The sequence below is a fragment of the Hydrogenovibrio marinus genome (assembly GCF_013340845.1).
Classification (GTDB): Bacteria; Pseudomonadota; Gammaproteobacteria; order Thiomicrospirales; family Thiomicrospiraceae; genus Hydrogenovibrio; species Hydrogenovibrio marinus.
In genome coordinates, this window is the sequence record NZ_AP020335.1 from 2,379,073 (window position 1) to 2,394,850 (window position 15,778).

16 protein-coding genes are annotated in these 15,778 nt (G+C 41.7%); 10 read left to right on the plus strand and 6 right to left on the minus strand.

Annotated elements, in window-relative coordinates; genetic code table 11:
* Positions 1-165: 165 nt before the first annotated feature.
* The 4 genes from HVMH_RS11245 (at position 166) to HVMH_RS11260 (ending at position 3,567) form a co-directional block, all read left to right on the plus strand.
* On the plus strand, positions 166-1,113 hold the full coding sequence (locus HVMH_RS11245; protein ID WP_029911859.1) for a cyclic nucleotide-binding domain-containing protein: 948 nt from the start codon (positions 166-168) through the stop codon (positions 1,111-1,113).
* 110 nt (positions 1,114-1,223) lie between these two features.
* On the plus strand, positions 1,224-2,045 hold the full coding sequence (gene xthA / locus HVMH_RS11250) for an exodeoxyribonuclease III (RefSeq protein ID WP_029911856.1): 822 nt from the start codon (positions 1,224-1,226) through the stop codon (positions 2,043-2,045).
* 92 nt (positions 2,046-2,137) lie between these two features.
* A complete protein-coding gene (locus HVMH_RS11255; RefSeq protein ID WP_029911853.1) occupies positions 2,138-2,818 on the plus strand; it encodes an NAD(P)H-flavin reductase in 681 nt (226 codons plus the stop codon).
* 71 nt (positions 2,819-2,889) lie between these two features.
* A complete protein-coding gene (locus HVMH_RS11260; RefSeq protein ID WP_029911850.1) occupies positions 2,890-3,567 on the plus strand; it encodes an outer membrane beta-barrel protein in 678 nt (225 codons plus the stop codon).
* Here HVMH_RS11260 and rdgB read toward each other — a convergent pair.
* Both rdgB and rph read right to left on the minus strand, forming a co-directional pair.
* Complete coding sequence (gene rdgB / locus HVMH_RS11265; RefSeq protein ID WP_029911847.1) at positions 3,558-4,163, minus strand: RdgB/HAM1 family non-canonical purine NTP pyrophosphatase; 606 nt, start codon at positions 4,161-4,163, stop codon at positions 3,558-3,560. The two genes, HVMH_RS11260 and rdgB, sit on opposite strands and share 10 nt — an antisense overlap.
* Positions 4,164-4,181: 18 nt before the next feature.
* Positions 4,182-4,898 carry a ribonuclease PH gene (rph, locus tag HVMH_RS11270; protein WP_029911843.1) on the minus strand — a complete coding sequence of 239 codons (717 nt, stop codon included), beginning with the start codon at positions 4,896-4,898 and terminating at the stop codon, positions 4,182-4,184.
* 131 nt (positions 4,899-5,029) lie between these two features.
* On the opposite strand from rph, the gene HVMH_RS11275 reads away from it, so the two are divergent.
* Complete coding sequence (locus tag HVMH_RS11275) at positions 5,030-5,896, plus strand: YicC/YloC family endoribonuclease (RefSeq protein ID WP_029911840.1); 867 nt, start codon at positions 5,030-5,032, stop codon at positions 5,894-5,896.
* 162 nt (positions 5,897-6,058) lie between these two features.
* Positions 6,059-7,273 (plus strand): tyrosine-type recombinase/integrase, encoded by a 1,215-nt coding sequence (locus tag HVMH_RS11280; protein ID WP_029911836.1) that lies wholly within the window; start codon positions 6,059-6,061, stop codon positions 7,271-7,273.
* A 234-nt stretch (positions 7,274-7,507) separates the two neighbouring features.
* Here the strand turns inward: HVMH_RS11280 and HVMH_RS11285 are convergent, their stop codons facing one another.
* Positions 7,508-9,160 (minus strand): hypothetical protein, encoded by a 1,653-nt coding sequence (locus HVMH_RS11285; protein WP_029911830.1) that lies wholly within the window; start codon positions 9,158-9,160, stop codon positions 7,508-7,510.
* Between the two features lie 10 nt (positions 9,161-9,170).
* Positions 9,171-10,046 (minus strand): tellurite resistance TerB family protein, encoded by an 876-nt coding sequence (locus HVMH_RS11290; protein WP_155837682.1) that lies wholly within the window; start codon positions 10,044-10,046, stop codon positions 9,171-9,173.
* A gap of 265 nt (positions 10,047-10,311) precedes the next feature.
* Here HVMH_RS11290 and HVMH_RS11295 point away from each other — a divergent pair, with 265 nt between their 5' ends.
* Together HVMH_RS11295 and HVMH_RS11300 are read left to right on the plus strand one after the other, a co-directional pair.
* Entirely contained in the window at positions 10,312-11,319 is a 1,008-nt protein-coding gene (locus HVMH_RS11295; RefSeq protein WP_029911825.1) for a helix-turn-helix transcriptional regulator, read from the plus strand.
* Positions 11,320-11,374: 55 nt separating this feature from the next.
* The gene (locus HVMH_RS11300; RefSeq protein ID WP_029911822.1) at positions 11,375-12,997 is read left to right on the plus strand and encodes a hypothetical protein; all 1,623 of its coding nucleotides are present in this window, start codon (positions 11,375-11,377) and stop codon (positions 12,995-12,997) included.
* 171 nt (positions 12,998-13,168) lie between these two features.
* Here the strand turns inward: HVMH_RS11300 and HVMH_RS11305 are convergent, their stop codons facing one another.
* Positions 13,169-13,882, minus strand: coding sequence for a YagK/YfjJ domain-containing protein (locus HVMH_RS11305; RefSeq protein WP_029911820.1), 714 nt, complete (start codon positions 13,880-13,882; stop codon positions 13,169-13,171).
* A 315-nt stretch (positions 13,883-14,197) separates the two neighbouring features.
* Between HVMH_RS11305 and HVMH_RS11310 the strand changes: the two genes are divergently transcribed.
* Positions 14,198-14,530, plus strand: a complete 333-nt coding sequence (locus tag HVMH_RS11310; protein WP_029911817.1) for a hypothetical protein — start codon at positions 14,198-14,200, stop codon at positions 14,528-14,530.
* Positions 14,531-14,619: 89 nt separating this feature from the next.
* Positions 14,620-15,444, plus strand: a complete 825-nt coding sequence (locus HVMH_RS11315; protein ID WP_051623082.1) for a DUF932 domain-containing protein — start codon at positions 14,620-14,622, stop codon at positions 15,442-15,444.
* A gap of 47 nt (positions 15,445-15,491) precedes the next feature.
* Here the strand turns inward: HVMH_RS11315 and HVMH_RS11320 are convergent, their stop codons facing one another.
* Positions 15,492-15,689 (minus strand): helix-turn-helix transcriptional regulator, encoded by a 198-nt coding sequence (locus tag HVMH_RS11320; RefSeq protein WP_029911810.1) that lies wholly within the window; start codon positions 15,687-15,689, stop codon positions 15,492-15,494.
* Between the last annotated feature and the right edge of the window lie 89 nt (positions 15,690-15,778).

Sequence of the window (15,778 nt, forward strand, 5' to 3'; positions counted from 1 at the left end):
AAAACTGCACACTGAATGGACGTAAAAAACATTAGCCTGCAATCATATCAAACCCTTTCGCCCACAAAAACGTTTTTATCCGCTTTGTGCGATAACATGGCTACCTCAATGCCGAAATTTATGTAAAAATGTCTTTATGTTCGCCGCGTAGAGAAGCTGGAAATCATGTCTCAACAAACCCCAAATCAAGCCACCGAAAACAAGATGATTAAGTTCAAGGCAGGAGATATCTTGTTCAACGAAGGTGAACCCGGACACAAAATTTATATCATCAAAACGGGTGAAATCCGTATCAGCACCCAAAAGGATGATAAAGCGGTGACTCTGGGCATCTTGAAGAAAGGTGCTTGCTTTGGGGAAATGGCAGTGATTTCCTCCGCGCCTCGTGTGGCATCCGCCATTGCGAAAACCGATGCGGAAGTCTATGAAATCGACAAGGCGCATGTCGACAAAATGATTGAAACCCTGCCACCTTTATTTCGTGCCATCGTCAATTCTTTGATAAAACGGGTGGCGACGCTGAACGATTTCGCAACAGAGAAATCGACTCTAGGGCATGCCTTGTCTTCACTGGCGCACTTGATTATGTTGTTTCTGCAAACGCAAAAACAAACGGTCACAACAACACCTCAACCGGCAGCTGAGCCAGCCTCTACACCAGCTTGGGCGAGACAACCCGACCCACAGGAAGAGGAACCTTTACAAATCGTTGATGATGCGCAAGCACATGTGCCGATTGTCAAAATCATTGACATCAGCCAACAGATTTTAGGGTTCACCAAGGGACACACCCAAAAACTATTGGTGCAGTTCACTAAGTTCAATCTAGCGAAAATCGAACAGCAGGGGTCGCATGAAGTCCTGAGCTTCAACCCGAATACTTTCGTTGCGGAAACGGAAAAAACCCTTGGTGCTCTCGGCCACATGATCGACGCGGAACTGACCGCCGATTTGGAATATGTTGATCTGGTTGAAATGGCAAAACAGATGAACACCAAGCCGCGCTATCTGATTGATGCGATTATCTCCGGTAGATTACCGCAAGAAGCGGTAGTGCTTAAACAATCAATGGTACGCCGAGCGGTAGAAGAACAGGGTCGCATGTTTTTCTGAGCGTTTCTTTACCGCAATAACCCTGTAATTTAGTCGGATTTCTCACTGCTTAAAGCCCTATGCTTTGATATAATCTTGCCTTTGTTTTAATCAACCAGAATAGTTTAGTTATGAAAGTCGTTTCGTTTAATGTCAACAGCGTACGTATGAGACTCCACCAGCTTCAAGCGCTGGTCGACAGCCAATGTCCGGATATCATCGGTTTACAGGAAACCAAAGTACAAGACCATGAGTTTCCGTTGGTGGATATTCAAGCCATGGGCTATAACGCCGTTTTTATGGGTCAGAAAACTCATTACGGGGTTGCGTTGCTTTATCGTGACACCGTTGAGCTGGTCAACACACAATACGGTTGGAAAACCGATGACGAAATGGCGCAAAAACGCATGATTATCGGCGACTTCCGCGATGCCTCCGGCAATGAAGTCCGTGTGATCAACGGTTACTTCCCGCAAGGTGAAAATCGAGACCATCCGGTGAAGTTTCCGGCAAAAGAAAAGTTCTATCAGGATTTGATGACTTACCTGCAAACAGAATGCTCGCCTGAGCAAAAACTGATTGTGATGGGTGACTTCAATATCTCACCTGAAGACATCGATATCGGTATCGGCGAACAAAACAAAAAACGCTGGCTGAAAACCGGGAAAACCAGTTTCTTACCGGAAGAACGCGAGTGGTGGGCAAAACTGATCGGTTGGGGTTTGAAAGACACTTACCGTACCGTTCACCCTGACGATGACAACACCTTCAGCTGGTTTGATTACCGCTCGAAAGGTTTTGAAGATGACCCGAAACGCGGCCTTCGTATCGACACGCTACTGGCAACGGAGTCTTTGAATGCCTGCACCGTAGACAGCGGGGTGGACTATGCGGTTCGCGGCATGGAAAAGCCATCGGATCACGCGCCCGTTTGGAGCGAATTCCGCTTTTGATTTTATAACCGATAATCTTGCAACGCACGGCAAAGACACAAACTACTCACTAGCGGCTAAAGCGCCACAACAGAGTCAAAAAAGCGATGAAAATGAGTCAAATTTTTAAAGTTATTCAGGTCGAACACTTCACGGCAGACACACTTCAGCTGATTCTCAAACCGACCCAGCCTTTCCGTTATCAAGCCGGTGACTACATTATGCTTGGCTTCGAGCAGGAAGACCTGAAACCGTTTTCCATTGCCTCTTCACCGCGCAATGATGGTCGTATTGAACTACACATCCGCAAGCATGAAGACAATGCATGGAACGACCGTCTTTTCTCTCTGACGTCAGGGGAAGAAGTATTGGTCGAGGGGCCAAAACCGCAATATCAGCTTGATGAGGACATTTGCCAAAGCAAAAAACCTATTCTGTTCGTTGCCGGTGGTACAGGCTTTGCGCCGATGAAAGCTTTGTTAGATGAGTTGCTGGCGTCGGGATGCGAAAACACCATTCACTTCTATTGGGGTTCGAGACACAAAGAAGACCTCTACATGCGTAACCAAATGATTGCCTTGGCGAAACATCATGATAACTTGGACTATGTTGAAGTCTTGTCCGAACCAAGTGAAACCGATACGGGATTAACCGGATTGGTTCACCAAGTGGTCTTGGAACGCCACCCCAACCTGGCAGATTTTCGCGTTTATCTTTGTGGGCCTTGGCCGATGGTTCAAACCGCAAAAGAAGATTTCTTTGCCGCCAATTTACCGGAAAATCAATTCAACTGATTCTTGTTTTTTTGCAAGTTTGCACACTCTTTGCTTAACATAAGCATCAACCAATCGAGTGGAAACAAACGATGCAAGAAAGATTGACGAGCTCCTATGTAAAACCCTTGTTCGGCGCGGCTTTGTGCTGGCTGGTGCTTGGTATTTTCGGTATCGCAAATGCGGCAACTTCCAACATTCCGCCTCTGCCTCAACCACTGCCTGTGCAAAAAGCACCTCTGCAAACACAACAAACTGTGGCGGCAAGCAACCCTTCGGCAAAAAGAATTTTGACCGATTATTGGGGGCTAAGTTATCACGTGTTCAGCATCGCCAATCCGGATGTTTCTTCCAGTACGCCAAAATCTGTCATGTTGAAACTCGGACATCACCTTAACGATACGCTTGCCATTGAAGCCGGGTTGGCAACGCCTATCTCGGACGATAAGGTCAACTGGAGTGGACAGTCGGCATATCAAAAGGTCGATACGCTTTTTACCATCCGCCTACGCAAAGCTTTCGTGAATATGGAAGGGATTGAGGCTTATGGACTTTTGGGCGCGGCTTACACCAAACTGGATACGGGGATGGTTGAAAGCGGAGCCTTGGTTCAAGGCTATAAGGAATCGACGGATTTCGCGTTTGGTTTCGGTGCTCGTAGCCGATTGGGCACCACAAACATGACGGGCTACGTGGAATACAATCGTTTGGTGAATGAATCGAAATTCGGTCTATCCAGCGTATCTGTCGGCGTCGACTATTACTTCTGATATCCGTTAAGCTGCGCCATCAGTTGCTGTAACGCTTGAGCGCGATGGCTGACTTCGTTTTTCTGCACCTTGGAAAGCTCTGCCGCGGTACAGCCGAATGCATCAAACCACACCAACGGATCATAACCGAAACCACCCGTTCCTTGAGGCGCCTCCAACAAACGACCACACCATTGCCCTAACCCGATTTTCGGCGTTGGATCTTGCGCATGCTCAACATAAACCATCGCGCAATAGTAACAGGCTTCTCGCTCTGTTTTACCCTGCATGGTTTCCAGCAGTTTTTCATTATTCAAAGCATCTGAAGCAGTTTGTCCTTTATAGCCTTCGGCATAACGTGCGGAATAAATACCCGGCTGTCCCTGCAACACAGGCACTTCCAAACCGGAATCGTCGGCAATGGCAGGTAGCCCGGTTTTTTCGCTAGCGAAACGTGCTTTAATCAAGGCGTTTTCAATGAAGCTCAAACCATCTTCAATCGCTTCTTCCTGAAAAAACTCAGACTGCGGATGCACCTGGAACCCCAATGGAGACAAGATGTGCTGCATTTCCGCCAATTTACCGGCATTGCCGGTTGCCAAAACAACCTTCTTCATCTGTTCACTCGCTCCGTATTACTCGGCAAGCATTGCTTTTTGTTTCTGGATCAATTCTTTAATGCCTTTCGCACCCAACGTCAGCATTGCGTTCATCTCTTCCAGAGAATAAGGCTCTGCTTCCGCCGTACCCTGCACTTCGATAAAACGACCATCTTCTGTCATCACCAAGTTCATATCGGTTTCTGCAGTAGAATCTTCAGCATAGTCCAAATCCAACACAGGCGTTCCCTGATAAACCCCAACAGAAACGGACGCCACGTTTTGAATCAATGGATTTTCAGTTAAGGTACCGTCTTTTATCAAAGTATCCAGCGCCAACGCCATAGCGGCAAAACCACCCGTAATGGATGCAGTACGCGTACCGCCATCCGCCTGAATAACATCACAGTCAATTGTGATACTGCGCTCACCAAGCTTCGCTAAATCAACTCCAGCTCTTAATGAACGGCCAATCAATCTTTGAATTTCTACAGTACGACCACCTTGTTTCCCGGCACTCGCCTCACGACGCATTCTCGTGCCGGTAGAGCGTGGCAACATACCGTATTCCGCTGTCACCCAACCTTGACCTTGCCCTTTAAGAAAGGGAGGAATTTTTTCTTCTATTGTCGCGGTACAAATTACTTTGGTATCACCGAATTCGACCAGCACCGAGCCTTCAGCGTGCTTTGTGAAGTTTTTTGTCAGTCTTACAGCTCTCATTTCATCAGTTTGACGGCCACTTGGTCTCATTTGATTTGTCCTTATCGAATACTTTTTATTAGAATGGAAGGATTATACGAGACGATGACGTCGCACTCAAACCGTCTTGCAACAAACATTCAACATAAGGCTCAATCAATGCCGAAGAAGGTGGGTAACGCATGAAAAGCATGACAGCTTTTGCCAGAGTAGAACAACAACAGGATTGGGGGAAAATTAGCTGGGAGCTCCGAAGTGTCAACCAGCGTTACCTTGAAATCTATCTGAAAATGTCGGAAAACCTGAAGTCCGTCGAAATGCCCGCCCGCGAAAAAATCAAACAATCCATCGGGCGCGGGAAATTGGAAGGTACGCTTCAAGTAGATCTGACAGAAGCTGCAACCAGTTTTCATGTGGACATCAATCTGGTCAACCAACTGGTGCAATCCATCGAAGCCGTCCAACTCTCTTTACCGGAAGCGACCAACCTGAGTCCATTGGATATTTTGAAGTGGCCCGGCGTGTTACAAACCCAACAATCGACCTTATCCGCAGAGCAACTGAACGATGCCATTCTTGGTTGTCTGCAACAAGCTTTGGAACAACTCAACGAAGCCCGTGGTCGCGAAGGACAAGCTTTGGCAATGATTCTGTCGGAAAAGATTGAGCGCCTGCAAAATGAAGTTGATGCAGTCAAAGCCATCTACCCGGAAGCCTTAAGCCAACATACTGAAGCCTTAAAGCAACGCATTCAGGAACTCGCAGGACAAGTTGATGACTATCGTTTTCATCAGGAAGTGGCGATCATTGCCCAAAAAGCCGACATTACTGAGGAAATCGAGCGCTTGCAAACACACCTGACAGAAGTATCACGCTTACTGACCACCAAAGGATTGGTCGGAAGACGACTGGATTTCCTCATGCAGGAACTGAATCGCGAAGCGAATACACTCGGCTCAAAAGCTATTGATCCGAGACTGACACAATTGAGTGTTGAATGCAAAGTGCTCATCGAACAAATGCGCGAACAAATCCAGAATATAGAGTAGAATCCACGCAAATCCATCTAAGCTCTAAAATAGTTGATTATTCAAGATTATCTCCTGTTTTAGATCCACCAACTTCCACCATCACCCACCACTTTCTATGCTAAAATGGTGGTTAAATTGGCGGGTGTTTAATCGATCACTAAAGAAGTTAACGGTGGGTAAATGGGTGTATTAACAGTTAAAGGCATTGAAGCGAAGGTAAGGGCAAACAAGCCAGGTCGATTTTCTGATGGTAATGGGCTTTATTTAGTTATTCCAAAGTCAGGCAAGCCTTTTTGGATGTTGCGCTACACCTCCAACAAAAAACGTAGAGAAATGACTCTTGGAAAGCTAATAGACTTTTCTTTATCTGAAGCTAGATTAGAAGCGGCAAAAAACATGCATCAGCACCGCCAAGGCACTGATCCATTGCTCATAAAGAAACGTGCACAAGAAGAAAGCATTGTTACAGTGGATGATTTATTTGAAGATTGGCAGAAAGAGAATTTAAAAAGACTTAAACACCCTCAAATTCCAAAACGAATATATACCAGAGATATTCAACCTCATATAGGTGATGCCCGCTTAGATTCTATTCAAGCACGGGATGTTAGAAAAATTCTTCAAAAAATTAATGAATCAGGAAGGCCTAGCATCGCAAATGATGCCTTGGGGTACTGCAAACAAATGTTTAATCATGGAATTAAACTAGATGTCATCGGTGCCAACCCTGCTAGCGCCTTTACCGTTACTGATGCGGGAGGCATTGAAGGGAGCAAGGATCGAGCGCTCACCATCAAAGAACTAAAATTTTTCTTTACGGTTGCCAAAAACAATTCCACAAGCTTTAGTCGCGAAAACTACCTAGCGTGTGGATTATTGGTTTCGCTAGGTGTTAGAAAAACTGAGTTAACTGAAGCCAAATGGTCAGAATTTAATTTGGACAATGCTACTTGGAACTTGCCTAAAGAAAGAAGCAAATCAAATTCGGAAATAACCATCCCTCTATCAGAAGTCGTAGTTGCTTGGTTAAACGAACTTAAAGTCAGGGCATGTGAGTCTGACTATGTTTTTCCTAGTCGAAGACAATCAAAAAAACCTTATATGGGAGCTGACACCTTAAACAGAGCAATTACCAAACTCTTTGGACATGAAGCAGGAAAGAAAAAACAACCTCCAAACAAAATGGGAGACATAAAGCATTTCACCGTGCATGATTTAAGAAGAACTTGCCGAACGCTACTTGCGGCACAAGGCACCCCCGGACATGTTGCCGAGAGGTGCCTTAATCACAAACTAAAAGGTGTTGAAGGTATTTACGATAAGTATGACTATTTTAAGGAGCGTAAAGCAGCCCTAAGTAAACTGTCGATAACCATAAGCAAACTAATTGACTAAACCTTATTCTTTTTGAATGGTTCAATAAGCTTTACCCAAAATTACTCAAAACCAATATCAAAAACAAAATAAAACCAAAGACACTGACCAGCCATAACAAGGTCAAAACTAGACCTTGAACTAAATTTACAGTTGTTTTGTTTTTGCCTGCCTTTAAAAAACTATTTACTGCAACTGCGAACACAACAAAGCCCAATATTCGAAACATCAATGGCATGCTGACACGCACCTTAATCAGTAGCTAAAACTAGCCAACATATCGTCAATATCTGCCCTGTTTGTTTGAATTGAGTTCTCAAGTTGATTTAGAACAAAGTCATCTTCTTGATTTTTAATCGCCCCGAACAAATCTAACTTATCCCAAATATAAGCCATTAAGGACATCGAAATAGCAGTTAAACTACCGACAACCAATGCAGTAAGCATTCCTGCTATTGGCACTAACAATGGAATTGCCAAAATTGCTTTTTCAATAATCTCCTCTAGCAGGACGCCACCGATTACAATACCGCCAGCGAAAAGCAACTTCATGGTTTCATGAGCAACCGCTTCAAACGACATACCTTCTGGAGGAAAAGCTAACATTTTCAATGCTCGATAAAGACTAAAAACACCTTCTCGAATCATCCTTACTGTGCGCTTGGCTGTCGTGGCAAAGACATTAATTAGAGTTGTGACAATGTTAGAGATAAACCCTGATATAGCGCCATCTTTAAATGCATGCAAAACATCTTTCCATTTACTAAGAACATTTTTTGCAATTCGTTTAAAGCGAGTAGAGATTTCTTCAAGCCATTTGTTTTTATCTATCCCCTCTTTCATTAGGTTTTTTATTTCTTGAATAATATTAGAAAAAAGCTCTACTAACACCATTCCAAAAGCTTGTTGCCACCCCATCTTAGCAGCTTCAGTTGCACTTGTTAGTAACACCTCTTGCCCTTGTTTTTTGATTTGCTTTTTTATTTGTTCATTTTTAATATGTTTTTTTGATTTTTTATATTTTTCCTCAACTAATTTTGAATCAAGGTCGTAGAATTCTGCATTCGTCATATCGGGATCACCCGTTTTTTTTGCATTGTCTTGAGTTATTTTTGAGTCTGCCCACTCTTTTAAATCCTTATCCTGCTTTGAATTATTCATAGTTCCTTCAACTAATGTCAGGTTATCTTTATGCCCAGATACTTGAGCTCTGTCGACCAACCTTTCTTCACCATTAGTACCTTGTGCATACAAATGGTTTTTCGGATCTAATTCCAATTCTTTCACAGAAGTTACATGCTCTCCATCAATCCGCACATGCTTATTTACATTATTACCATCTTTAACTCCAAGTTCCTTACCTGAGTATCCGTCAGTTACTGATGCACCCTTTTCTATAGATTGAAACTCTTCTTTCTTCCATTTATCCTTTATAACATCGTGAACTTTATGCTTTCCCTTTCGGTCTATACCGTTATTGAAAGAATCTTGCCATTCTTCATATCTTTTCTGGTCATCTGTAGTCGCAACCACACCTTTCTCAAAATTATGAAGAGTAGTAACATTCCCTCCCGTCTTATCATAAGCTGCCAAAACTTTACCCAATCCGAAAGGAACCACAATTGCGTGCATGACGTCAGATTTTAGCTGATCAACCATGCTTTCCAGCCTTTCATCATGAAAACGGTCTTTAATAGAATCTAAGAGTCCATACACTTCTTGCTCACTAATCCCTTCAGCAGAGGTAATCTCGGCAATTAATGAAAATGGCTTGCTTGGTGAATGATTAACTTTACCTTCAAGCATTTCTGTAACTAGTCCAGCATCAACCAGACTACTCACAAGCGGTTTTCTCTTTGCTTTCAATATTTGTTGTTGGCGCATAAAAGCTTCAATATTCTTAGACATAAATCACTCCTCAGACAACTTCTGCCTTTAATTGTTCCCAAGCGACTGCATAAGCAATCTCTTTTTCATGCTCAATATCATCTGCCATAATAATGACTAAGATGATTTCATCAAAAAACTCCATGTCCACACCTGCTTGCTTTGCCAACTCAAATGCTTCTTTAACATTTGGTGGATTGAGATACATTTCTTCAATTCTACTCTTCACAAGTGTTGGGAGTTTTTCGGCCGCTTTTCCTGAAATAAATTGTTCAATATTTTCCCTTTCACTTGGAGCTATTTCACCATCACAAGCCGCAACACTTATTCCTACTGCACACATTGCAACTATTGCCCTAAAGCAATCATCTGTTTCTTGCAATACACTTGCTAGCTTTTCTTTAAGTTGTTTTTCTACTATGTCAGCTTCAGCCTTTGCCTTAAGATACCCTTCTGTTCTAGCTCTATCTTTTGCGCCTTTCTCGACTCTCTCTCCCAGCTTAGATGCAGCTGTAGCACCGGCTACACCTGCTGCACCAGCCACTACTCCAGCACCTGTTAAAGAGGCCAACAGAGAAGCTCCACCTAAAAGTGAACCTCCACCTGTAAATGGTGCAGCAGCAACGGCTGCAACCCCTACAACACCTCCAACAGCGGCTTTACCTGGATTATTCTTAACTGTTTCATATGTATCACCGGCAAAATCAGACGCTGACTTATATGCATCACCAGCTGTTTCTTTGACATAGTCGAACGTTTCCCCTGCTGTTTCACCAACCGAATCAATAGCCGAATCTAACGCATCACTTAGCTTTCTAAAAAATCCCATAACAAATCCTTTATCAAGTTCATAACTCTTACGAAAATAATAAAACCATTTAGCGTCAACTATTGACGCATGATTCAATTAAACTTCTAATTTATCTAAAAACTACCCAAACTTAATCTCGCTCCAGTGGCAGACTTTACATTGAAGCTAAGGCTTGTCCGCAAAATGCGATAAAAAAGGGGGTTAACAATAGTTAACCAATAGCGTCATTCCTGTCAACAATTAACATTTTTTTGGACATGAAAGCTTTATGACATAAATTAATTTAAAGCCCCAAAAACATAACTATAAAAATCAGGAAAAGGCAATCACACTGGTGTTTTACAAAAACAAGGCTTAAATAATGAATGAAAAACAAGATACAGCTTTTAGGCTACTGGCTTTATTGCAGGCAATCCCACGCTATCCTCACACTAAGAGCACAACAAATCTTAGAATCATTTTAAAACAAGGTGGCTTTGACGTAAGCATGCGTATGTTACAACGTGATTTAGACAAGCTATCTTATGCCTTTCCTATTATATGCGATGATTCAAGCAAACCTTACCAATGGAGCTTTGAAGAGAGCTTTCAAAGCAGCTTGCCTGCTCTTGATACAACGGCAGCATTGGTGTGGGTACTAGCAGAAGAGCACCTAAGGCACTTACTTCCTTCAATAGCCATGGAAAAACTGAACCCAACTTTTGAACAAGCAAAACGTTTTTTAGATGCACAACCGAACAATCAATATGGCAATTGGCGTGCAAAAATCAAAGCTCTGCCAAATGGCAAAGCTTTGATTCCAGCAAAAATTGATGAAGCAATTTGGCACAATGTCTCTGAAGCCGTATTATCAGGAGTTGTTGTAATTGTGGATTACCTTAGCCGTGAATCTGGAGAAGTGAAATCACGCAAACTGCACCCTCTTGGGTTGGTGGATCGTCATACCACTACTTATTTAGTTGCATGGGCTGAAGAATATGCTGAAATACGCCAATTTGCAGTACATCGCATTCAATCAATTGAACTTACTAATGTGCCCGTTAAGGTGCTAGATGATTTTTCGATAGCGAACTATGCTCAGTCTGGCGCTTTTGACATGCCAATAGACAATCAAAGCATATCTTTAGAAATTTTGATTGATAACAAAGTCGCGTGGCACTTAAAAGAAACACCTATTAGCCAAGATCAAATCATCACCGAAACAGATGACCCTACTCGCCAACACCTAAAAGCCACCGTCTCGAATGATGAACAAACACAATGGTGGTTGATGGGATTTGGCAGCAAGGTAGAAGTGCTTGCACCAAAAGAATGGCGTGAAGCAATTTATCAACACGCTCTAACAATAATACAACGCAATAACAAATAGATCAGTTTCTACAAAAAGTTAAAATATGGATCATTCGTAAGTCGGAATAATTAAAATGAATCAGTATCCTGTAGCCACAACCCCATCTCAATCCTATATAGCAACAACTCTACAGACCCCCAAAATACCCCAAGCATATCGAAAGGGCAAATCAGGACAGCAACTTGACATTATTTTGGGCGCTTTACTCAATCTGAATTATTACAAATACAGCTTTAGTCTACGTACAAATCAACTTGGCACCCGTTACTGTATCCAAGATTTTCAGTTCATCTTTTTTGATTCACCTGAATTTGAAGACAAACTTAAAGCTTTTGTTATAAAAAGCCTATTAATAAGAGAACCAAGTCAAACAGCGATTAAAAATACATTACTCATTCTTAGAGAATCTCCCGAATACTGGCTAAGAGATTCAGAAGAGTGTTCGAACCCATGTATCAGAGTCATTAACCATGGCTACCCAAATATTTACTACGTCGCCAACCCTAATAACACCGTTCAGCTCACAACCATGAATTATGAACCAAGATTTTGTGGTTTTGCTGCTCTCATGCCAAATGAAGCAAAATGGGACTGGAATATGACTCTTAGTGACAATTTTGGAGACCAAAAACTACAGGACTTAAGACAAGCTCCTGAGCTATACACAACTAATTTACTAGCTTTGCTCAAAACGGCTAACATTCCTGAAGATAGAACTTTCCTCGTTATATCCTGGCTTGCGCACTGTCTTTTATCATCAGACCACATAATTCTGGAACTCATTGGAGAAGACTCATCCATAAGACATTATGCTCATGAACTAATAAAACAATTATTAGACCCAAGCAACGATCCCATTAAAGTAATTCCTAAAAAACATGACGAATTATTCCGTATCGGTCTTGAAGAATACCTAATCAGCCTGCGCTCTAATTTAACGAGAAAACTATCAGACGAATACCAATCTACACTACTAGAAATGATTACAAATAATGGCGCAAGAGGTTTTGGAAATGATAAAAATAAAGAAAAAACTAGATGTTTTATCAAACGGCCTTTTAGTCTTAGCGCTCCAGATACTTTAATTACGAATCATTCACTTCAATCTCACACCCTGACTATCAATTTACCAGATACAAGTAAATCTCGTCCCCCTAAACTCGATCACCAACTTTTAAACCACGCTAGGATTGAATTACTCAGATTGACTAAGGCAGTTTCATACTGTTTTTCCCCCAGTTGGCATGAGAAAAACTTCACTATAGGAAAAAATGCATTCCCTGAGATGGAGAGTTTATTACTCATTGGCTGCGAACTTAGCGAACTTCTGAGGAAGAATAAAAACAGCTTTATGCATGAATTTGAAGCCTGGGCAGTTGAAAATTCCTTTATGCAACTAGAAAATAATGACACTGCATTTTTGCTGTACTTATGGGCAAGTGAAAACCCTGAGACATCCATAAAAAGAACCATCAGCGAATGGAAAAAAATACTACTTCCGTACGCTCAAGATGAAAATATTGACCTCAGCAGCGTTGAGGCTAGAAAAATAGGAGCCGACTTAAAGCAAGCAAGATCACTTTTCAAGAAACTTGGAATTGACTGTGAATATGCAGGGAGAGGCCGTCTCAGTTATTGGACGATTTCAGTAGGTACAACAATAGGTTTTCAAGAGTCTTTGATGACAAAATCTTAGTATTTTCATATCACAAAAAGCAGCTCACCCATAAACTTAATGCGACATTGCGGTGAAAAAATACAGTTTTTACATATAAACCTGCTTTAACAATCATCAAATTCTTGAAATTGATGATTATTTTAAGCAATGTCGCAATTAGCTTAACCCCCTCACTGAAAACACACTGTGCTACCTTCTACTTTTGCTAAAAACTTTTATTGGAAAATAAAAATGTTTTGTATACACCTTGCATAGATAAGAGAAATCGAAAAACGATTGATCAATACTGGCAGCAAAACCCGAACTCGATCTATCCAATAAATACCCTCCATTACTGAAGTTAACTAACCCTCTATATCTCACATCTGAATGCATTAAAGAGAGCGCACTAGCCCAAGCCCCAAGGATTCGTTGGTATAGATTCTCACGCCCTTCGTTATAACATCCTAGACTTCTAAATACATGCCCATTGAACAATAGCACGGCGTGAATATGAACCCCCCTGCCATTCTCACCATATTCAATGACCCGGCAAAACCTAACACGATTAGATCGACCATCTCCAGCCAACTGCTTCCGATGATTAAAAGCCCTCAGTTTTGCTTTTAATGAATCCATAAACTGAGAAAAGTAATCATGAGATACCCGCTGTTCATCTGACCACTCTACTGGGAAAAACAAATCCACTCTAACTGCAAACACCTTCGAATACTGATTAAGTTGCAGATTAATAGTATTCTCCAATCCCTCCAAATAATTTACTATCAACGCCCCATAGTTAACGCACACAGGCTTATCATGAAATAAGCTCTCATAGTGCAGATTAAGATTCTTATTCTCCAATAGCCTTTTAGGCATTAATGATCTTTGATTTTCATTGTTGAAAGCAGTACTAACTGACATCTTCTTACCCATCCTATCTTGTGATAATTAATAGGTCTTAGATATAGGCCACTAGATAAATTTACTGCTGAAAATATTCATACATATAACACTATTAACCCCGATCTGACCTTCTAAATTTGTACAGAAATCCTTGATTGATTTTCTTAAATTTCCTTATCTGCTCAAACAATTAGCAACTCAGTTAAAAAAGTACTCAACTCAACACTCTACGCCAGCGATCAAACCCTGTTTCTAACAAAAATACGTCATATATATTCCTAGTGACACTTTCAAACCAAATGTCTTTTTCTCTAGCTATAAAAAGGAGTCTATATGTCTGTAACTTGCCCTAAATGTGGCTCAAAAAATATTGAAATAAAAAATACTGCCCGAAATATCGGCGCTTCTATTGGTTTAGCCTGTGGTGCCACGGCTGGCTATTCCAGTGTTATTTCTGGTGCTCGAATTGGCGGTTCGCTAGGTGCTATCACAGGGCCAACTGGTATTGCTGTGGGTTCAATTTCGGGAGCAATCATGGGAATGCTCATAGGGGCATCTGCTTTCGGCTCCGCTGGTGCTGAAATCGGAAAACACATTGACGAAAAGGTACTGGACAACTACCAATGTTTAGACTGTAAACACACTTTTTCTATCTGCAAAAATTAACCCACTTTTCACAACTTTTTATAAATCGTAGCTTTCAAAGTGCCATGCGCTTATCAAGACCTACGTCACTCTCTATAAGGAGAATTTCAATGAGCATGAATATTCTTACTGAACAACAACTGTACAGATCTGCACCAGCAATATTCGCGAACTCACCGGATCGTGCTGTTTCTGATCGTTATGGATTTGTTCCAACCATAAATATAGTGCATTCTTTACAAAATGAAGGCTGGTACCCAGTTAAAGCACTGCAAACCAACACTAGAAACAAAGCACGTAACCATTTGACTCGACACATGATTCGTTTTAGACAAGACCCTGATCGTCAGATACTGGTAGGTGATTCCATTGCTGAACTGATACTAACTAATTCTCATGATCGCAGCTCGGCTTACCAATTGGATTTAGGGTTATTCCGTTTAGTCTGTTCCAACGGTATGGTGACACAAACCGGGGACCTAGGTAATATCCGTGTTCGTCACGGCAAACAGGTAGTTGAGAACATTATCGAAGGCTCTTTACAGTTGGCTGTTGAAATTCCTAACCTGTCTGAATCAGTAGAGAAATTTCAATCGACATTAATCTCAAAAGAAGAAGCGAGGGTCTTTGCTGAAGCTGCTTTAATGATGCGTTACGGCGATAACTGGAAAAATCAGAGTCCCGTATCTCCTGAAATGCTTTTACTTCCTCGTAGAAATGAGGATAAAGAACCGAGTCTTTGGAAAATCTTCAATCGAGTTCAAGAAAACTTTATGAAGGGCGGACTATTAGGTCGTTCCGTCAATGGACGTTTGACGAGAACTCGAGCAATCAAGTCTGTTGCTGAAGATGTTCGTTTAAATCGTGCGCTTTGGAAACTTACTGAAGACTTTTCTCATCACAAAACTCTTGCACATCGACATTTCCTACATTAAGGAAAACCGGCAAATGAAACTGGAGACCTAAGCGCCTCCAGTTTCACTTACTGTTCTTCTACTACATTATCTCTTTGCTCAATCTTTTCTATAATCCAATCTTCAATCTCACTTTCCACCCATGCCACTGAGCGCCCACCTAAACAGATCTGTTTTGGAAACTTTCCTTGATCCATAAATTTATAAATAGTCGAACGTGCTAAACCTGTGCATTCGATAACTTTTTGTAATTTCATCAGCTTCATTTTGAACTCCTTATCTCTGGTTCAAAACATCAGTCCTAGAACAAAAAATTTATTTACCTAATACTGAGAACGGCCCATACACTTTAACT